The sequence below is a fragment of the Rhodospira trueperi genome, from assembly GCF_900101965.1.
Classification (GTDB): domain Bacteria; phylum Pseudomonadota; class Alphaproteobacteria; order Rhodospirillales; family Rhodospirillaceae; genus Rhodospira; species Rhodospira trueperi.
Genome location: NZ_FNAP01000013.1, coordinates 107,293 through 127,032 on the forward strand (window position 1 = coordinate 107,293; position 19,740 = coordinate 127,032).

The window sequence follows — 19,740 nt, forward strand, 5'->3', positions numbered from 1 at the left end:
TCGCGTCAGGCGGGTGAAGATTCAAGGGCGCCATTGCCGCCCCGCGCGATATCGCACCCCTGATCCAGGAGTCGCGCAAGGTGCCGGGACGCCTGGGCGGGATCGGTGCGTACGGCGGCCATGACCACCGCGTTGCCGACGATCTGGGCTGTCAGGGAGTCATCGGGCGGAATGGCCTGAACCTCAGGCGGACTGTCGGGGGGGGCCAGGCTGCCGCTGCTGAAGGCGGCGGCCAGGGCGGCCAACGAGGCCGGGCGGTCTGTTTTGCTCGCGAGGGCGGCCCGGTAACAGGTCAGCCGACGCTCCTCGACCGGTTTGTAGACCCAGGCCTCTGCGGCCTCAAGGCACGCGGTATCCGCCGGGCGCGTCGGCTTGGGATCGGCGGCGATGTCGGCGCGGGACGCCAGACAGGCCCACCATACCGCTTCGCGCTTGGGCAGGGCGAACGCGAGCAGGCGTACGGCGGTGGCGGCCTGATCCTCGGTCCGGGCCAATCGTGTGATGACGGCCTCCGGCGGCGCCTCGGCGAGGGCGTCATGCGCCTCGCCCAGCATGTCCTCGGCCGTCTCCGGCGGCAGGCCGAGATCGCCGGTCCGGGTCGCCTTGACCTTCTTCCATCGTGTCGGGGCCGCCGCCTCGGCCTGGGGTTCGCCGGCCATCGCCTGCCCTCAATCAGTTGATCTTGACGATACCGCCCTGAAGGGTCAGCACGCCGTTGCCCTTGACGGTGGTCATGACGGCCTCGACGTTGGTCGTCACCTGACCCTTGATATTGATCTGCATGCCCTTGATGGTCACCCCCGATTGGTCGAGCTTGACCGAACTCTGACCGACCTTGAGTTCGATGGACTGCATTGCCTCGTGTTCGCTCTTGCCCAGATCGATCTTGGTGGTGTGGTTGCCCATCTTCAGGTGCAGCTTGTCGTTGCCCTGACCCAGGGTGATGGTCCGGTTCCCCTGGTCGACATCGACGGTTTCGTTGCCGGTTTTCACCGTTTCGGTGCGGTGGCGTTCGATCTCGATGGTCTGGTCATGGCCCACATCAAGCGTATCGTCATTCTCGACCACCCGATCCATGTTCTTCTCGGCGTGGACGTAGACCTGCTCCTCGCCTTTCTTGTCCTCGAAGCGAAGCTCGTTGAAATTGGACTCGCCGCCGTTCTTTGAACTGCGTGTCTTGAACCCGCTCTGCGTCTTGTTGGCCGGGAGTTCGTAGGGCACCGGGTTTTCGCCGTTGTAGACGTATCCGGTGACGATCGGACGGTCGGCGTCGCCCTCGAAGAAATCGACGATCACCTCCATGCCGATGCGGGGAATGAAGATCCCGCCCCAGCGGCGGCCGGCCCAGGGCTGCGACACCCGTATCCAGCACGAGCTTTTTTCGTCTTCCTTGCCCTCGCGGTCCCAATGGAACTGGACCTTCACCCGGCCGTGCTCGTCGGTATAGATTTCCTCGCCCGACGGTCCGACCACGACCGCCGTCTGCGGGCCGGCCACCACCGGCTTGTGGTGCGGCCGATCCGGGCGGAAGACGACATCGGCCGGCATGCAGACGAAGCTGTTGCGGTAGATCGGCGGATCGGCATCGCCCGATACCTGGGTGTAGTCGTGCGACAGATGAGAGACCCGGGTCAGGGCGTGCTCGGTACCCGTTTCGCTCTCCACCTCGTGGTCGCTCAGGGTGAACCGGGCACCGGAATAAAACCCGGGACAGTCGCTCTCGCCTTCGGTCAGTTCGAAGTCGCGCTCACTCAGTTCCATGCGCTTGCGGGTGAACGCATCTCCGCGGCCCTTTTCGAAATAGCGACCGGGGTAGTCGTAGATTTCCCACTTATCGAGCCCGCTGACCGGCTTGACCGTGCGGGTCGTGGTGGTCAGGTCGGCCGACGGCTTCTTGAAGTCGTAGTCGCGCTGGGTCCATGTGCCCGTGATGTAGTTTTCGGCGGCCTGCCAGCGGCTGATGACGTTGGTTAGGGTTTCCTGGGCGCGGAACGGAACCTTGTCGTTGAACGTGTCGCCATAACCGGAGCTTGAGTCGGCGACCATCAGCGTGTGTTTCTGGTCTTCGTGCTTGAAATAATAATAAAATCCTTCTTCGGCAAAAAGACGAGAAATAAAATCGTAGTCCGTTTCTCGATACTGGACGCAATACGTCCGTTTTGGTGGCTTCGACTTGACGCCACCAAAATCATAATCAGAGAACCCATGCTCACCGAAAATCTTCTCCGCGATCTCGATGATATCGCGGTCCTGGAAAATCCGGCAGTCCGTTGTTTTGGTCAGGAACCAGAACCACGGTCGGATTTCGCACGCGTAGTAACGGTAGTTTCGGGTGAACATCGGGCCGCGCCCGAAGGACGTCACCATGCCGGAGAAATAGCGTGGTTCCTCATCGGTCGGCCGGCGCACGATGCCGGTGACACGCTTGCCCAGGAGATCCTTGGCGCCGAGGCCCTCGTTCGGCGACACCATCTCGAATTGAAAACGAAAGAGGTCGGAAATGGCCTCCTCACCCTCCAGGCGGGTGAGAATCAGCTCGTCCGGCCCCAATGGCGTACGCAGACGCAGATAGCGATCACCTTCCTTGATCTGGAGTCCGCTCATACGTCTCCCCATCGCCTGCCTGGGAAAGCCCCCGGCACGATCCGACGATGGCGCGGTTCACCACCGTCGGACCCTTACCGTGCCTGGGTTACGACCCCTTGGTGGTGGTCAGGTCGTAGTGCGTGGACTTCGGCGAGCCCTTGCCGGCTTCATCGTAGGCGATGTGCTTGAACTCGATCTTGGTGAAGTTGATCGAGATCGTTTCGTTCGGCCGGTCGCCGCCGGTGCTCATGGAATAGCTGCTCACCAGGGCGTTGGTGAGCTTGTATTCCGCGTAGGTGCGACCGGGGCTGCCGGTCGACACCAAGTGGATGGTGCAGTCCTTGCCGTTGTGGCTGGTGCAGGACTCCTGGAACAGGTCAACCGAGGATTCATCCATCAGCTTGGTCAGGTTGATCTCGGAGACCGACGGCTCGGACGCCTCGCGGTTCTGGGTGGAGCCGACCGGCGTGCTGATGGCGCGACCGACGCCGAACTGCATGCTGTCGATGTCAAGCCAGTCTTTGTGTTCCTGATGGGTCGCGTTGCCCTTGATGCTGCCGTACTTCACGTAAATGGCCATGGCCCTGTCCCTCGTTCTCAGTTGATCCAGTCTAGTACTCGAACCTTGAAGTGATGCGCGAATGAATTCCCAGCTGCGATGGTCCTCGAATACAGACGCCGGGGTCGGTCGGCCCCATGCGGAGCGTCAGCCGGCCTGAACGTCCGCCGCGTCCCCGTCGGCCTCCGCCGCGCCGTTGTCGGCGGTCGGAGCCCCCGGTCCCGTGTGCGCGTCCACCCCCTCGACCTCGCATTCGATGCTCGCATCGGCACCGACTGTGAGGGTGGCGCGCCGCACCACCTGTCCCGCCGCCATGCACGACAGGATACGCGCCGACAGATCCGGCAGGATGGTGCGGGTAATGATCCGGTCGATGACGCGGGCCCCGGATTCGACCTCCGTGGCGCGCTCGGCGATCAGGTCGATCACCGCGTCGTCGATGTCCAGATTGGCCTTGTAGGCATCGGCCACGCGGGCCTGAACCCGGCTCAGTTGGAGGCGGGCGATGCCCTTGATGATTTCGGGCGGCAGCGGGAAGAACGGCACAACGGCCACGCGCCCCAGGAAGGCCGGCTTGAACACCTTGAGCAGCTCGGGTCGCAGGGCATCGTACAGCCCGGCGGTGTCCGGCATGGTGTCGGGATCGGCGCACAGGGCGTGGATGGTGTCTGTGCCGGCGTTGGACGTCATGATGATGACCGTGTTTTTGAAATCAATGTCCCGGCCCTCACCGTCCTTCAGCATGCCCTTGTCGAACACCTGATAGAAAATGTCCTGCACGCCGGGGTGTGCCTTCTCCATCTCGTCGAGCAGCACCACGGAGTAGGGCTTGCGCCGCACCGCCTCCGTCAGGACACCGCCCTCGCCGTACCCCACGTACCCGGGCGGCGACCCCATCAGCAGCGAGACCTTATGTTCCTCCTTGAATTCGGACATATTTATGACGGTCATGTTCTGCTCGCCGCCATAAAGCAGATCGGCGAGGGCCAGCGCGGATTCCGTCTTCCCCACGCCACTGGTGCCCACCAGCATGAACACGGCCAAAGGCTTGCGCGGATCGGAAAGACGCGCGCGGCCGGACATCACGGTTTCCGAGATCACCTCCAGGGCGGCGTCCTGTCCCAGGATGCGCTCGGCCATCTTTTCCTGAAGCGACAGGATGGTGTTGATCTCGTTGGAGACCATGCGGCCGACCGGAATGCCGGTCCAGTTGCCCACCACGGCGGCCACGGCCTGACCGTCCACCACGGCCTGCATCAGCGGGTCCTCGCCCTGGAGGGTCCGCAGGGCCTTGACCTTCGCATCAAGCTCGACGCGAAGCGCGGCCATTTCGGCGTCGGATAGCGGTTCGGGTGGCGGTGCGGCGGCATCAAGCGGCCCGGCCTCGGTGTCCGGGGCGGCGCCGGCGCCGGCGGTCGCCCGATCCGTCGCGGCGGCGGTTTCCAGCTTGCCGCGCAGATCCCGGATCTCTTTGACCAGCGCTAGTTCTTCCTTCCAGCGTGCCTCAAGCGCTTCGAGTTCCGATGCCTTGGCTTCCCGGTCCTCGCGCATCTCGGTGACATCGGCGGCGCGCGCGGCGTCCACCTGTGCCTCGCGTTCGGCGATCCCGATGGCCGTGTCGAGGTGCTCCACGGCGCGCCGCAGATCCTCGACCTGTGACGGCGTCGCATGTTGGCTCAGGGCAACGCGGGCACAGGCCGTGTCCAGCAGGCTGACCGACTTGTCCGGCAATTGGCGACCGCTGATGTAGCGGTGCGACAGCCGCACCGACTCGACCACCGCCTCATCCAGGATCCGCACGCCGTGATGCTGCTCCAGCGTGGACACAAGCCCGCGCATCATCAGGACGGCGCCATGCTCCGACGGTTCCTCCACCTTGACGACCTGGAAGCGCCGGGCCAACGCCGCGTCGCGCTCGAAATACTTCTTGTACTCGGCCCAGGTCGTGGCCGCGATGGTCCGCAATTCCCCGCGCGCCAGCGCCGGCTTCAGCAGGTTGGCGGCGTCGCCCTGGCCCGCCTGTCCGCCGGCGCCGATCAGGGTGTGCGCTTCGTCGATGAACAGGATGATCGGCTGGGTGGAGGCTTTCACCTCCTCAATCACGGATTTCAGGCGGTTTTCGAACTCGCCGCGCATGCCAGCGCCGGCCTGCAGCAGGCCCAGGTCCAGGGTGCGGATGACGCACGGCTTGATGGACGGCGGCACGTCGCCGGCGGCGACGCGCAGTGCGAAGCCCTCGACCACCGCCGTTTTGCCGACGCCGGCCTCGCCGGTCATGATCGGGTTGTTCTGCCGCCGCCGGGTCAGGATGTCGATGATCTGCCGGATTTCCTGATCGCGCCCCAGGACGGGGTCGATGGCGCCGTCCCGCGCGCGCTGGGTCAGGTCGATGGTGAACTGGTCGAGCGCGCCGCCCTTCTTCGCCGGGCCACCAGCGCCGCCTTCCGGCCCGGCCACGGCACCAGGGCCGGCTCCGGCGCCCTGTCCCTCCGGCGAGTCGGCGGTCAGTTCGGGCAGGGTGTTGGTCAGGGCCTCGACCGAAATCTGGCGCAGCGCCGGTGCGGACTGCAAAACGGTCGCCGAAAGCGTGTCGCGCGACAGAATGGCCAGCAGCACATGGCTCGTGCGCACCCGGTCGGCGCCATATTTCAGCGATGCGAGGTTCCAGGCATCGCGCGCGGCCTCCAGAATTTGAGGCGACAGGCCGGGCGTCCGGGCATTGCCGGTCTTCAGCGAATCCAGGGCCCGTGTCAGGGACCCCGCGAGTTGACCCGCGTCAATGCCCTCGGACTTGAGGATCAGGGCGACGTCCGTCGCGTCCTCCTCGACCATCCGCAGCAACCAATGCTCGAGTTCGGCATTGAAATGGGTTCGGGACACCGCCGTGGCGACGCCGCCTTCCAAGGTCCGTCGGGCCATTGGCGACAGGCGCGCCAGCAAAGATCCGATATCAACCCCCGACATTCCGAAAGCCCCCCATCACCTCGAATTGCGTTCGCAGGACGACACGCCGCGCAACTCCGGCGCGCGCCCCGTCACCCCGTCTCCACCCCGCCTTGGCTCGTGGGAGGTCAATCCCGTCCCGGAGCCCCAAGGTTGTCTGAAGGCATGGTGCGACAAGTCCGAGCGGAATGACAAGGCTGGAAAGACCCGGGCCGACCCGCTTTGCCCGGAATTCACGACCGTGACTCACGGAGACACACCGAATGACGGGCGCGTGCGGTACGCAACGCCCAATCAGGGAAAATTGCCTCTGTTGGTCCCGCCTATGTTTATCAGTGGTGGTTATTCGCCGGGCGCCCGCGTTTTACTGACCAAAGATACCTTCAGAAGCGCGGGCTTGATCACCTATTGACGGTTCGGGCAGGCGCAAAGCTTCTGCGGGCGCCTCCGACGCCCTTGGCAGCCTCCCGATGACACAGTAGGCTACGGCAATTGAATTCGCCCGACCGCTCCGGTCACCGATGATCGGAATGGGGAGGGCTTTCGCTGGGGGGCGACGACTCTGATGGCAGACCGCGTGCTCGACATTGACACGATGCTGGCGCCGATTGAGGGGGACAATCCGGTCGGCGTGAATCTTCGCGAGGATACATCGGGGACCTCGCCGTTGTTTACCCTGGGTGATCTGCGCCGCTCCGCGGCGGCCGCGGAGCGTGCCTCGATGATGGATGACGAGGCCGCCATCCCCGAACAATGGGGTGACATCCTTGAATCCGCGCCGGGTGTGCTGGCCACCCAGTCCAAGGATTTGCGGGTGGCCTGTTGGTTGATCGAGGCGGCCACGCGGCATCACGGGTTTGCCGGCCTGCGCGACGGCTTCGATCTGGTCGCGGGCCTCGTCGAGCAATACTGGGACGATCTGTACCCGCCCATTGAGGACTCCATCGAGGACAAGACCGACCCGATCGCGGGCCTGAACGGGGTGGGGGGGGACGGCGCCCTGATCGCGCCCATCCGCCTGCTGCCGTTGACCGAGGGGATGAGCGGTCAGTACGGCCTGTGGCAGTATGAACAGGCCAACGAGCTTCAGAAGCTCAACGATCCCGGGAAAATCCAGGCCCGCGTCGATGCCGGCGCCATCAGCTATGAGCAGTTCGGGCAGTCCGTGCTGGAAACCCCGGCGTCGTTCTATGCCGCGTTGTCGGAGGAGGTCCAGGGCGCCCGTGACAGCTTCGCGCGGCTTGATGCGCTGATGACGGAGAAGTGCGGCGCCGATGCGCCGCCGACCTCGAACATCTCGCGCATTCTGGAAGAGGTCGCGGATGCCGTCGGCGTCATCATGCGCACCTGGAACAAGGAGCCGGCTGCCGGCGCGGAACCCGAGGCCGAGGAGCCGGCGTCCGCCGGCGCATCGGCGGGGGGCGCGGCGGCCGGTGGTGGCGGTGGCGGGGCGAGCGGCCCGATCCGGGACCGCGAACAGGCTTTCAAGCAGATGCTGCAGATCGCGGACTTCTTCCGACGCACCGAACCACAGTCGGTGATTCCACGGACTCTGGAGGACTTGGTGCGGCGCGGTCGCCTGCCGCTCGACAAGCTTCTGGAGGAACTCATTCCCGACTCGGATGCGCGCAAAACCTTCTTCGTGCGGGCCGGCGTGACGCCGCCGCCGGACGAGGACGGCGGCAGTTCATGGTAACCCCTGGCCGGCGGCGACGCCGTGGCTCATCGGCGCGACGTTCGCCTGCACCGGGCTGCCTTCTGACCGTGTTGCGTTGGCGTCCGGCGCGGAAAGACAGGCGAGTAGACACCCAGTAGACTTCAGACAAAATGACAGGAATTCGTTGCCAGACGGGAGACGATCATGGCCGAGAGCGTTCACAAGAAACTGTCCCGCGTTCGCAAACCTCGCGTTCATATCAAATATGACGTCGAGACCGAGGGCGCCGTCGTCGAGCGGGAACTGCCGTTCGTGATGGGCGTGTTGGGGTCCTTCTCGGGCGACCCGACCTCGCCGCTGCCGCCGCTGCGGGATCGGAAGTTCGTCACCATCGACCGTGACAACTTCGATCAGGTCATGCAGCGCATGACCCCGGGGCTGAACATGAAGGTCAACAACACCCTGAAGGGGGACGGCAGCGAAATGTCTGTCAACCTCCAGTTCAAGGGCATGGATGACTTCGAGCCGGGCCGTGTGGCCGAACAGGTTCCCGCCCTCAAGTCCCTGATGGAAACCCGCAACAAGCTGCGGGACCTGATGTCCAAGGCGGATCGGTCAGAGGAACTGGAAGCCCTGCTGGAAAAGGTCCTGCAGAACGACGATGACATCAATGCGTTGAAAGACGCGCTGGGTGTCACCGATGAGCAGCCTGCGAACGAAGGGGACAAGGCATGAGCGACGCCCAGAACGCCCAGGAGTCGGCCGCCGTTGAAACTGCGGTCGCGGAAGGCCCCAGCCTGCTGGAACAGGCGATTGCCGCCACCAAGCAGACCGAGCCGGATCACGCTCAGGACCTGATCAAGACCCTGACCGAACAGGCGCTGAAGGGAACGATCACCTTTTCGCGCAACCTGACGCAGACGTTCAACAAGGCCATCGAGTTGATCGACCAGCAGCTTTCGGAGCAGCTGGCCGTGATCATGCACCATGAAAAGTTCCGGCAGCTTGAGGGCTCCTGGCGTGGTCTCCACTACTTGGTGATGAACACCGAGACCTCCGCTGGCCTGAAGCTGCGGGTTCTCAACGCCAGCAAGCGCGAACTGCACAAGGATCTGACCCGGGCGGTCGAGTTCGACCAGTCGGGCCTGTTCAAGAAGATCTACGAAAACGAATTCGGCACCCCGGGCGGTGAACCTTACGGCGCCATGATCGGCGACTACGAGTTCACCAATCATCCCGAGGACATGGAACTGCTGTCCGGCATCTCCAACGTGGCGGCGGCGGCGTTCGCGCCGTTCATCTCGGCGGCGGGGCCGCAGCTGTTCGGCCTGAACGACTACACCGAACTGTCGAAGCCGCGCGATCTGGAGAAGATCTTCGATACCGTCGAATACGGCAAGTGGCGTAGTTTCCGCGAAAGCGAGGACAGCCGCTTCGTCACCCTGACCATGCCGCGCGTATTGGCCCGACTGCCTTACGGCGAGGCTACCAAGACCATTGAGGAGTTCTCCTACGAGGAGGCGCCGACCAACCCCGACGGCACGGCCGCGCGGATGGATCACGAACACTATTGCTGGATGAACTCGGCCTATGCGATGGGCGCGCGGATGACCGACGCGTTCGCCAAATACGGGTTCTGCACCGCCATTCGCGGCGCCGAGGGCGGCGGCAAGATCGAGAACCTGCCCACCCACAACTTCATCAGCGACGACGGCGACACCGATACCCAGTGCCCGACCGAGATCGGCATCACGGATCGGCGCGAGTCGGAACTGTCCAAGCTGGGCTTCCTGCCGGCCTGTCACTACAAGAACACCGACTACGCCGTCTTCTTCGGCGCCCAGACGACCCAGAAGCCGAAGAAGTACGACCGGCCCGAGGCCACGGCCAACGCCTCCATCTCGGCGCGTCTGCCGTACATCATGGCGACATCGCGTTTCGCCCATTACCTGAAGGTCATGGCGCGCGACAAGATCGGCTCGTTCATGGAGGCGCCCGACGTCGAGGCGTGGTTGAACCGCTGGATCCTGAACTACGTCAACTCCAAGGAGGGCGCGGACCAGGACATGCGGGCATCCTATCCGCTTCGCGAGGCCGAGGTTCAGGTGCGGGAAATCCCCGGGCAACCGGGCTCGTACAATGCCGTGGCCTATCTGCGTCCCTGGTTGCAGATGGAGGAACTGACCACCTCCATGCGGCTTGTGGCGCGCATTCCGAAGCAGTCGTAAGCGGCCGCCGGACACGGGCACGGAGGGGCTGGCGTGCGACACTCCGACGGTGCGATCGATCTGGATGCGACCGTCATCGCGCGACCAGCCCGGCCGCGCCCTCCTCCCCGTGTGCGGGCCGGCCTGTCCGGCTCCACGCGGGAGGCCATGGGGGAGGCCACGGGGGAGGCCACGGGGGACGGGGCGCTGGATCGGTTTCTCGCCCTCGACCGCTGGGACCTGGCCCTGCTGGCGTGGTTGGGCACGGACAGGGCCACATCGCTGGACCGCGACCGGCTCTTGGCTGCCCTTGATCGGGACATCGCCCTGCTTGACCACCTGCTGTCCGCGCAGGTGGACGCCATTCTTCACCATTCCCGGTTCCAGCAGATGGAAGCCTCCTGGCGGGGGCTGGCCTACCTCGTCGAGTCGGTGGGTGGCGATGACCTGGTGCGCGTCCGGGTTCTTGACCTGAGCTGGGCCGAACTGTGCCGCGACATGGAACGGGCGCTGGAGTTCGATCAGAGCCAAATGTTCCAGAAAATCTATGAGGAGGAGTTCGGCACGCCGGGTGGCCAGCCCTTCAGCCTTCTGCTGGGCGACTACGCCGTGCAGCACAAACTCAACCGGACCCATTCCACGGATGACGTTTCGGCGCTCCGCGCCATGTCCGGTGTCTGCGCCGCTGCCTTCGCGCCGATGGTGGTCGGTTGCACGCCGGCCCTGCTCGGGCTTGACAGCTTCGGGGAACTGACGGCGCCGATCCGGCTGGCCGGTCTGTTCAAGAGCCCGGAATACGACCGCTGGCGCTCGTTGCGATCCGCCGAGGACAGCCGCTTCCTGGGCATCGCGTTGCCGACGGTGCTGATCCGCGACCGCCACGACGACGACGGCAGCGGGCACCAACCGTTCCGATACGCCGAGGATGTTTCCAATCCCGATGCGTCCGATTGGCTATGGACCTCTTCCGTCTATGCCTTCGGCCGGGTCGCCATCCATTCCTTCCTTGAATGCCGGTGGTTCGCCAACATCCGGGGTGCGCGGCGTGACGAGGCCGGCGGCGGTCTGATCGAGGACCTGCCGGCGCCGGACTTCGGCACGGATCGTCCCGGTCTGGCCACGCGCGGCCCGGTCGCGGTGGCCATGCCGGAGGTGCGCGAAAGCGAGTTGTGCGAGGTCGGGCTGATGCCGCTCGCGGCCCAACAGCACACGCCGTTCGCGGTCTTCCGCGCCGTCGGCTCGATCCAGGAGCCGCAACGCTATGATCGCCCGGAGGCCACGGCCAACGCACGTCTGTCGGCGATGCTGCATTACATTCTGTGCGTCTCGCGCTTTGCCCATCTCGTCAAGGTCATGGCGCGCGACAAGACGGGCTCCTTTGCCAGCCCCGGCGAATGCGAACTGTTCCTGCACGAAAAGCTGATGCAGTACGTCCAGAGCCGGGCCAACGCCAGCTATGAGGAAAAGGCCCGCCGCCCCCTGCGCGAGGCTTCGGTCTCGGTGAAGGAAATTCCCGGCAAACCCGGAACCTACAACTGCGTCTGCCACGTCGTTCCGCATTTCCAGATCGATCAGGTGTTCAGCACCCTGAGACTGGAACTCGACACCACCGCCCTGCGCGCCGGAACCTGATGGGGTCGGGGCGCATCGGCCACGTCACGCCGCCATTGCCGCCATTGGAGGGAACACCATGACCGACAGTTCCGCGACCGCCCTGTTCGAGGCCGGCGATCTTGACGGGGCCATCGCCGCCCTGACCGCCGAGGTCAAGGGCAACCCGAAGGACGTGCAGGCGCGCGGTCGGCTGGCCGAAATGCTGTGCTTCACCGGAGAGATCGAACGCGCCGACAAGATGATGGAGGTGATGGCTCTTCAGGACGAGGACCACGCCGTCGGCATCGGGGTGTTCCGGCGCGTGCTGCGGGGCGCGATCCAGCGCGATCAGGTGTTCCGCGAGGGCCGCGCGCCCGAGTTCGTCGGTCCGCCCGACGATTGCCTTCAGGCGCACTTGAAGGCGCTGGCCGCTGTGCGCGCCGGGGACATGGACGGCGTGCGTCTGCTGCTGGCCGACGCCGAGGCGGCGCGCCGTGCCGTTGCCGGAAAGCACAATGACACGCCGTTCGACGATCTGCGCGACCTGGACGATCTGACCGGCGGGGTGCTGGAGGTGATCTCGGCGTCCGGGTCGTACTACTGGATTGCCTTCGACACCGTCGTCTCGCTGGAGTTCCATGCGCCCGAGCGTCCGCGCGACCTGATCTGGCGCCGGGCCTCGATCGAGGTTTCCGACGGACCGGAGGGCGAGGTCTTCATTCCCGCGCTGTACGTTCCGCCGCCGGGCGCCGCGCCGCGCGCTGATCACCTGCTGGGCCGCGTGACGGAGTGGATCGGCGATGACGACAGCGGGCCGGTGTTCGGCCTGGGGCAGCGTTGCTGGCTGCTGGGGGATCAGGACATGCCGGTGATGGACCTCGCCACCCTGACCGTGGACCAGCCGCGATCCGTCGCCCAGGCTGAGGGCTGATCCAATGGCTTATGGGGCGCTCAAGCAGCCGCCTTTGCCTTCGGTTCTGGACCGGCTGCACGACGACGATGATGACATGTTGGACGGCCGGTCCACCTCCGTTTCGCGTCACCTGGAGGCCCTGCGCCGATCCGTGCGGCGCGACCTTGAGATGCTGCTGAACACCCGTCATCGCTGCCTGTCTCCGCCACCGGATCTGGACGAACTGCGCCAATCGGTGGTCAACTACGGCATTCCCGACTTTACCGGCGAGGACATGGCGGCGGAGGAGCACCGGGAGGCGCTGCGCAAAGCGGTCGAGGAGACCGTCCGTCGGTACGAGCCGCGCTTCATTCAGGTGTCGGTGTCGCTGGCCGACGAGGGCGAACCGCTGGACCGCAGTCTGTGCTTCCGCATCGAGGCCCTGATGCGGGCCTATCCGTCGCCCGAGCCTGTGATCTTCGACAGTGTCCTGGATCCGGTCACGCGTGGTCTGGAGGTGCGCAACGCCGATCATGGTTGATGACCTGCTTCCCCACTATCAGGCCGAACTGACGGCCATCCGTCGCTTGGCCGGGGCCTTCGCCGCCCGCCACCCCAAGGCAGCGGGGCGCTTGCGGCTGTCCGAGACGGTCGCCGAGGACCCGCACGTCGCGCGCCTGATCGAAGGTTTCGCCTTCCTGACCGGGCGCATCCGGCTGAAGCTGGACGACTCGTTTCCGGAACTGACGGACGCGCTGCTAGGGGTGCTGTACCCGCATTATCTGGCGCCGGTGCCCTCCATGGCCGTGGTGTCCATGACCTGCCAGCCGGATCTGGACGGGTCCTATACCGTGCCGCGCGGAACCGAGATCGACACCAGTGCCGCCCACGGCGAGCCCTGTCGCTTCCGCACCGGGTTCGACACCGTGCTGTGGCCGGTGGTCCTGGAGCAGGCCTCGCTGACCGGGCGGCCGTTCCAGGCGCCCAACAACCCCCGAGCCTCCAACGCCACCGCCTGTCTGCGCCTGACCTTCCGCTGCGCGCAGCCGGAGCAGACGTTCTCGAACCTGGGCGTTGACCGCTTGCGGCTGTTCCTGTCCGGGGAGTCGCACGAAGCCTTCTCGCTTTACGAAATGCTGGTGAACGAGACCCTGTCGGTGGCCCTGGCCGACACGCCGGAGGATCGCGCGCCGGTCATCCTGGGGCCGGAGGCCGTCCAGCCGGTCGGGTTCGAGGAGGACGAGGGCCTGCTGCCGTGGTCTGCGCGCTCGGCGCCCGGGTATCGCCTGCTGACGGAATTCTTCGCCTTCCCCGAGAAGTTCCTGTTCGTCGATCTGTGTGGTCTAGACGCCAAGATCATGCTGGAGGCCGGCAACCGCCTGGAGGTGTTCGTCTATCTGAACCGGGGGTTCGGTGATCTGGAACGCACCGTCTCGGCGGCCAGCTTCGGGCTCGGTTGCACGCCGGTGGTCAACATGCTGCCGCAGCGCGCCGAACCCATCGAGGTGACGCAGAATACCCCCGATTACCGCGTCATTCCCGACGCGCGGCGGCCGCAAGGGCTGGAGGTTTTCCGGATTGAGCGGGTGCTGGCGACCTCGCCCACGGACGAGGTGGTGGAAGTCCGGCCGTTCTACGGCATGACCCACGGGCAGTCCGATGAGGACGGGGTCCGTCCTTGGTACTGGATGGCGGATCGCCGCGCCGGGGTGACCGAGGACAGCGGCACCGAGGTCTATCTCGGCCTGGTGGATATGGATTTCGAGAGGGCCGCCCGGGACGGCTGGGTGCTCTCGATCGAAACGCTGTGCATAAACCGCGATCTGCCGAACACGCTGCCGTTCGGCGGCGGCAATCCGCGCATGGGGCTGGTCGAGGCCACGGCGGCCGTCACCGGCATCACCGCCCTGACGCCGCCGACCCGGACACTTCGACCGACGGGTGGGCCCGGTGGGCGCTGGCGGTTGGTTTCCCATCTGGCGCTGAACCATCTGTCCCTGTCCGGCGGTGACGAGGCGGTGCGGGCGCTTCGCGAAATCCTTGCCCTGTATGACATTCGCGGCACTGCCGAGACCCGCGCCCTGATCGACAGCGTGGTCGGACTGACCGCCCGCGCCGGCGTGGCGCGCACGACGGCGCGGGTGGGCGCCGCCGTGGCCCGGGGTCTCGACGTGACCCTGGATCTGGACGAGAGCGCGACGCCCGGCGCGGGGACCTTCCTGTTCGCCAGTGTGCTGAACCGGTTCCTGGCCCTGTACTGCTCCGTCAACTCCTTCACGCGCTTGTCGGTGTCGGTGCGCGGCCGGCCGGGCCTGTTGTGCCGATTCCCGGCGCGGGCCGGCACGCGGGTGATGCTATGACCGCCGCAAAGACGGGCGGGGTGATCGACCGCCTGCGGGCGGAGCCGCACCGCTTCACCTTCCAGCAGGCGGTGCGGCTGTGGCAGCGCGAGGGGTTGCGCACCAAGACCGGTCGCCCGGTCGGATACGATCATCCGCCGGCACAAACGGCGGTGCGTCTGACCGCGCATCAGGCCCTGGGGTTCCAGCCCGGGCAGGTGGCGCCGCGTCGCCATCGCGATGAGGACGAGGACGGGCCGCCGCACGTCTCCGCCACGTTCCTGGGAATGACCGGGCCGAATGGCGCGTTGCCGCAGCACTACACGGAAACCGTGATGCAGCGGACCCGGGAGCGGGATCCGGCGATGCGCGATTTCCTGGATACCTTCAATCACCGGCTGTTGTCGCTGTTCTGGCGCGCCGCCGCGAAATACCGCCTTGATCAGTCCTATGAATTGGTCGAGGAGGGGGATACCGATCCCGTCACCCAAACACTGTTGGCGTTGGTGGGGTTGGGCCTGCCGGGGCTGCGCGGCCGGCTGCCGGTGCCCGACGAGTGCATCATTCACTACGGCGGGCATTTCAGCCATCGGCCGCCGTCGGCCGTGGCCCTGGAAGGAATGCTCAGCGCGATGTTCGGCCGGCCGGTCCAGCTTCTTCAGTTCCATGGCCGCTGGCTGACTCTGCCGCCGGAGGAACAGACCCGGCTGGGCGCTCCGGAGGGATGCTGCCTGGGGCTCGATACGGTGGCCGGGAATCGGGTGTGGGATGTCCAGGGAAGCCTGCGTCTGCGCATCGGTCCTCTAACGTGGGTGCAGTTCCGCCAGTTCCAGCCGGATGGCGACGAACTGCGGCGGTTGGCGGCGGTAACGCGCCTGTACGTCGGGCCGGAGTTCGCGTTCGATGTTCAGGTGGTGCTGGCGCGGCGGGAGGTTCCCCGCCTGCGCATGCCCTCCGCCGGGGCCGACACCGACGAGGGACCGCGCCTGGGCTGGAACACATGGCTGGTCCACGAGACACCCCGGCAGGACGCCGAGGAGGCCGTGTTCATGATTCGCGATTTGTGATGTCGGCGGAAAAACGGGGAGGCCCTTTCTTCGGCCGGGATCAATTCTGTCGTCGGTCGGTATGAGCCTCGCGGCATGACGGATTGTTCATGGGCGGGAAAGCCCGCCGTAACGGGGGCGGCTCTATGGTCTGCGGTGTTGAGAGCGTCCCAAAGCGTTCTTCCAATCCCCCGGCCGGCGGCGCGATCCCCCTCGCGTCGCCGGTTTCGGTTTGTGATCCTGCCGTCGTCGAAACGCTCTGGAAACCAACGTTGTGTTCGGGCATGCTTGCCGCCATGCACAACGACAACGATGGCAGGCGTCACCGCCCCACGCGACGAATCGACGGCCTGCATCCATGAGATGGGGACCGCCATGACGCGGCGGCTGCGGCGACGGTTTCTAGGATTCACGCTGTTGGTCATGCTGGGCTGGACGGCCGTCCTAGGGGCTTCGCTGGCTTGGGAAATGAGCCTGTTCGACAAACAGGCGTTCGAACTGGCCCGCTCCGACGCCGATGCCGCGTTCAACCGCGATTTGGTCTACCGGGCCTGGAACGCCCAGATGGGGGGCGTGTATGGCCACGTCGACCAGGTGGAGCCGAATCCTTATCTGGATGTCGAGCATCGCGACCTGGAGACGGCGGCTGGCCCCCTGACCATGGTTAATCCGTCCTATATGACGCGCATCGTGCATGGGATGGCGGCCCAGCACACCGGGATTGTCAGCCACATCACCAGCCTGGACCCGATCCGCCCGGCCAACCGGGCGCGGGACTGGGAGGCGGCGGCCCTGAAGCGATTCGATCAGGGTGAAACAGAATACGCCGCCCTGGCGCAAAGTGCTGACGGCAGCGCCGTGCTCCGTTTCATGCGTCCCTTGATGGTCGACAAGGCCTGCCTGCAATGCCACGAGAAACAGGGCTACATCGAGGGTGATCTGCGTGGCGGCATCAGCGTGACCGTGCCGATGGTCCCCATCGCGGCCATCCAGGCGCCGAGCCTGCGCTTCGCCGTGCTCGCCCATGGCGGCGTTTGGCTGCTGGGGTTGGCCGGCATCGGCCTGAGCGGCGCCGCCATGGCCCGTCTGTTCGGTCGCATCGAGGATGCCCGCGAGCAGGCCCTGGCCGAGCGCAAACGCGCCGAGGACGCCGACAAGGCCAAGTCGCGCTTCCTCGCCACCATGAGCCACGAACTGCGCACGCCCCTGAACGCCATCCTGGGCATGGCGGAGGTGATGGAGCACCGACACTTCGGGCCGGTCGGTGATCCGCGCTACGAGGACTACGCCCGCGACATCGGGTCTGCCGGTGGGCATATGCTGGCGTTGATCAACGATGTCCTGGACCTCTCCCGCATCGAGGCGGGCCGCGCGGAATTGGCTGATGAGCGGGTCTCGTTCACGGAGATCGTCGAAGAAACGCGGGCCGTGATGCAATCCCGGGCGATCCGTCAGGGCATTCGGTTGGACATCGAGATCCAACCGAACATGCCGCCCATTCGCGCCGACGCGCGCGCCGTCCGTCAGATGCTGTTCAATCTGGTCGGCAACGCCCTGCGCTTCACGCCCGGGGGCGGGCGCGTCCTGGTGACCGTCAACATCGATCACCACGGCTGCCCGCTGCTGGCGGTGGCGGACACCGGGCCCGGCATCGCCGAGGAGGAGATCCAGACCGTCCTGGAACCCTTCCGCCAGGGTCGCGAGACGGCTCCCGGAGGCACGGGCTTGGGGCTGCCACTGGTCAAGGGGCTGATCGAGTTGCACGCCGGAACCATGGATCTGTTCAGTCGCGTCGGCGTCGGCACTACCGTGACGCTGCGCTTCCCTGCCGCCCGGCTGCTGACCACGACGACATGAGGCGCGCCCGGGCGACCGCCGACGGGGCGCCGCGACGACTGCGCATCGGGGCCGGCCGGTTGCGGGGCCGGACCCTTGCTGTTCCGTCCGGTCATGCCATCCGCCCCACGTCCGACCGCGCGCGCGAGGCGCTGTTTAACGTGCTGATCCATCGCTGTGCCGCGGACGGGCGGTTCAGCCTCGTCGGCGCCACCGTTCTGGACGCCTTCGCTGGCACCGGCGCCCTGGGGCTGGAGGCGTTGTCGCGCGGCGCCCGCCATGCCGTCTTCCTGGACCGGGATGGGGGCGCGGTTCGTGATCTGACCGCGCGTGTGACGGACTGGGGCGTGTCGGACGAGACGACGGTGCTGCGGGCCGACACCACGCGGCCGCCGGCGCGCCCGGACGGTGTGGCGCCGGCCTGCCTTGTGTTTCTTGATCCTCCGTACGGGATGGATCTGCCGGGCCCGGCGCTGATGGCGCTTGTGGAGGCCGGCTGGGTGGCGCCGGGCGCGCTGTGTGTCGTGGAAACCGACCGCGACGAGGCGTTGCCGGTGCCGGGTGGGTTCGAGCTGATCGACGACCGGGCGCAGGGACGCGCGCGGCTGCGTATCCTGCGCCGTCGCGCGGGCGGGGAATGAGGGTGAAGACGCCGGACGACGCGGGTGCGGCAGATGCCGCAAGGGCATTGCATCGGCCCCGTCGGTTCGATATGGTCCGGCGCTTCCGGCGGGATATCGCCGGACACGGAGGAGGGATGGCCGAGCGGTCGAAGGCGCACGCCTGGAAAGTGTGTATACCCTAACCGGGTATCGAGGGTTCGAATCCCTCTCCCTCCGCCATTATTCTTTCGCGAACCCGAGATGAGGCTCCCTTTGGGGGCCTTTTTCTTTTTGATTTAGAGGCGTTTGGCCGAACCGCCCGAATCCCGGAGCCAGGCGCGTCTCCAAGCTGAAATCTCTGAACGGCCCTCCGTCTTCAACAGAGCGAACCTCGCCCGACCGGGTTCGGCTTCGCGAAGGCCAGTGTTTTCAGCGGCTGTTCTTCCGGTTGGCATCACCGCGTGCATCAGGCTTGACGGGGGCGGCGAGGCCTGCCGAAAGTGAGCGGGGGACGGGGTGGCCCTGCCGACGCGTTCGCGCGTCGCGCCCCTGGACAAGACCCCGGTCCACGCGTCTATCCGATCGATGATCAACGCAGTCGAGGTCGTCATCATGACCATCACCGTTGCGGTGTGTCCCACTGCGGCCCGCCGCAGCGTTCTGGCCTGTGTTGTGGCCCTTTCCGGTTTTCTGGCCGTCGCCTCGGCGCACGCCGAAGAGTGTGTGTCCATGGGAGCCAACCAGTACGTCAACGTGCTGAGGATCTGTGTCAGTTCCGCGCTGCCGGATCAGGGCGCCTATTCCTACGGTCCGGAGAACCTGGTGTCGGGCCCCGATGGCTGGGCATGGTGCGAGGGCCAGGACGGCCCGGGGGAGGGGGGGCGCCTGACGCTGTCCTGGGCGCCGGCCGATCTGAGCTGGCGCACGCTGTTGATCGCCAACGGCTATCAGCGGACCGAGCAAACGTTCCAGGCCAACGGCCGAATCAGGGATCTGCGCGTCCGCCTGGAGGACGGATCCAGGCTGGACATCCGGCTGGAGGACCAGATGGGGACGCAGATCGTGCAGTTGCCGGACTGGACCCACAGCGCCGTGACGGACCTGACGATTCTCTCGGTCTATCCAGGGGCGCGCTACGAGGATACCTGCCTGACCGCCTTGGGAGTGGACATGGAAGAGGCCGATCTGGAGGCCTCTCCGTTTGACCCGTGAGGTGACCCGGGCGACCGGCCCGCAGGCGATGCGCGGCCGGTTATCCCCGTCACCGCGATGAATGGGACTTCTGACGGGTGTTTCGGGACGTCCTTCCGCTCCCGAGTGCATTCGCCCAGACGCGCTCGTTAAGGGCGTTTTCGTGCGGAATAAAGAAAAACCGCCCAGAGGCGGGTAACCGGGGCAGAAGTGCGGGCGGTCAGGCTTGGCAGCGCGCTGTGACGAGTTCGGCGAGGTTCGGCACGGGGGAGGCGACAGGGGCGCCGAG

Annotated in this window: 15 protein-coding genes and 1 tRNA gene; 12 read left to right on the forward strand and 4 right to left on the reverse strand. The window is 66.0% G+C overall.

Annotated features, from left to right (window positions below; translation table 11 throughout):
• Positions 1-5: 5 nt before the first annotated feature.
• The 4 genes from BLS85_RS15195 to tssH all read right to left on the reverse strand — a co-directional run bounded on the left by BLS85_RS15195 (position 6) and on the right by tssH (position 6,064).
• The gene (locus BLS85_RS15195; RefSeq protein ID WP_092787585.1) at positions 6-659 is read right to left on the reverse strand and encodes a DUF6931 family protein; all 654 of its coding nucleotides are present in this window, start codon (positions 657-659) and stop codon (positions 6-8) included.
• Positions 660-672: 13 nt separating this feature from the next.
• A complete protein-coding gene (locus BLS85_RS15200) occupies positions 673-2,604 on the reverse strand; it encodes a type VI secretion system Vgr family protein (RefSeq protein WP_176793785.1) in 1,932 nt (643 codons plus the stop codon).
• Between the two features lie 88 nt (positions 2,605-2,692).
• Positions 2,693-3,166: an Hcp family type VI secretion system effector gene (locus BLS85_RS15205; protein ID WP_092787587.1), complete on the reverse strand. Its 474-nt coding sequence runs from the start codon at positions 3,164-3,166 to the stop codon at positions 2,693-2,695.
• 126 nt (positions 3,167-3,292) lie between these two features.
• On the reverse strand, positions 3,293-6,064 hold the full coding sequence (gene tssH / locus BLS85_RS15210; protein WP_425438486.1) for a type VI secretion system ATPase TssH: 2,772 nt from the start codon (positions 6,062-6,064) through the stop codon (positions 3,293-3,295).
• 589 nt (positions 6,065-6,653) lie between these two features.
• On the opposite strand from tssH, the gene tssA reads away from it, so the two are divergent.
• The 12 genes from tssA to BLS85_RS15270 all read left to right on the forward strand — a co-directional run bounded on the left by tssA (position 6,654) and on the right by BLS85_RS15270 (position 19,472).
• Complete coding sequence (gene tssA / locus BLS85_RS15215) at positions 6,654-7,784, forward strand: type VI secretion system protein TssA (RefSeq protein ID WP_245699254.1); 1,131 nt, start codon at positions 6,654-6,656, stop codon at positions 7,782-7,784.
• A gap of 165 nt (positions 7,785-7,949) precedes the next feature.
• On the forward strand, positions 7,950-8,480 hold the full coding sequence (gene tssB / locus BLS85_RS15220) for a type VI secretion system contractile sheath small subunit (RefSeq protein WP_092787590.1): 531 nt from the start codon (positions 7,950-7,952) through the stop codon (positions 8,478-8,480).
• Complete coding sequence (gene tssC, locus BLS85_RS15225) at positions 8,477-9,973, forward strand: type VI secretion system contractile sheath large subunit (protein ID WP_092787591.1); 1,497 nt, start codon at positions 8,477-8,479, stop codon at positions 9,971-9,973. Before tssB ends, tssC (BLS85_RS15225) begins: the two co-directional genes overlap by 4 nt.
• Before the next feature lie 33 nt (positions 9,974-10,006).
• Entirely contained in the window at positions 10,007-11,584 is a 1,578-nt protein-coding gene (tssC, locus tag BLS85_RS15230; RefSeq protein WP_092787592.1) for a type VI secretion system contractile sheath large subunit, read from the forward strand.
• Between the two features lie 58 nt (positions 11,585-11,642).
• The gene (locus BLS85_RS15235) at positions 11,643-12,476 is read left to right on the forward strand and encodes a type VI secretion system accessory protein TagJ (RefSeq protein WP_092787593.1); all 834 of its coding nucleotides are present in this window, start codon (positions 11,643-11,645) and stop codon (positions 12,474-12,476) included.
• A 4-nt stretch (positions 12,477-12,480) separates the two neighbouring features.
• The gene (gene tssE / locus BLS85_RS15240; RefSeq protein ID WP_092787594.1) at positions 12,481-12,978 is read left to right on the forward strand and encodes a type VI secretion system baseplate subunit TssE; all 498 of its coding nucleotides are present in this window, start codon (positions 12,481-12,483) and stop codon (positions 12,976-12,978) included.
• The gene (gene tssF / locus BLS85_RS15245; protein ID WP_092787595.1) at positions 12,971-14,797 is read left to right on the forward strand and encodes a type VI secretion system baseplate subunit TssF; all 1,827 of its coding nucleotides are present in this window, start codon (positions 12,971-12,973) and stop codon (positions 14,795-14,797) included. Before tssE ends, tssF begins: the two co-directional genes overlap by 8 nt.
• Entirely contained in the window at positions 14,794-15,843 is a 1,050-nt protein-coding gene (gene tssG / locus BLS85_RS15250; protein ID WP_092787596.1) for a type VI secretion system baseplate subunit TssG, read from the forward strand. Before tssF ends, tssG begins: the two co-directional genes overlap by 4 nt.
• Before the next feature lie 291 nt (positions 15,844-16,134).
• Positions 16,135-17,679, forward strand: coding sequence for an ATP-binding protein (locus BLS85_RS15255; protein ID WP_218128452.1), 1,545 nt, complete (start codon positions 16,135-16,137; stop codon positions 17,677-17,679).
• Entirely contained in the window at positions 17,676-18,299 is a 624-nt protein-coding gene (rsmD, locus tag BLS85_RS15260; RefSeq protein ID WP_245699255.1) for a 16S rRNA (guanine(966)-N(2))-methyltransferase RsmD, read from the forward strand. Before BLS85_RS15255 ends, rsmD begins: the two co-directional genes overlap by 4 nt.
• A gap of 110 nt (positions 18,300-18,409) precedes the next feature.
• Positions 18,410-18,500, forward strand: a tRNA-Ser gene (locus BLS85_RS15265).
• A gap of 372 nt (positions 18,501-18,872) precedes the next feature.
• Complete coding sequence (locus BLS85_RS15270) at positions 18,873-19,472, forward strand: NADase-type glycan-binding domain-containing protein (protein ID WP_143027217.1); 600 nt, start codon at positions 18,873-18,875, stop codon at positions 19,470-19,472.
• Positions 19,473-19,740: the final 268 nt, after the last annotated feature.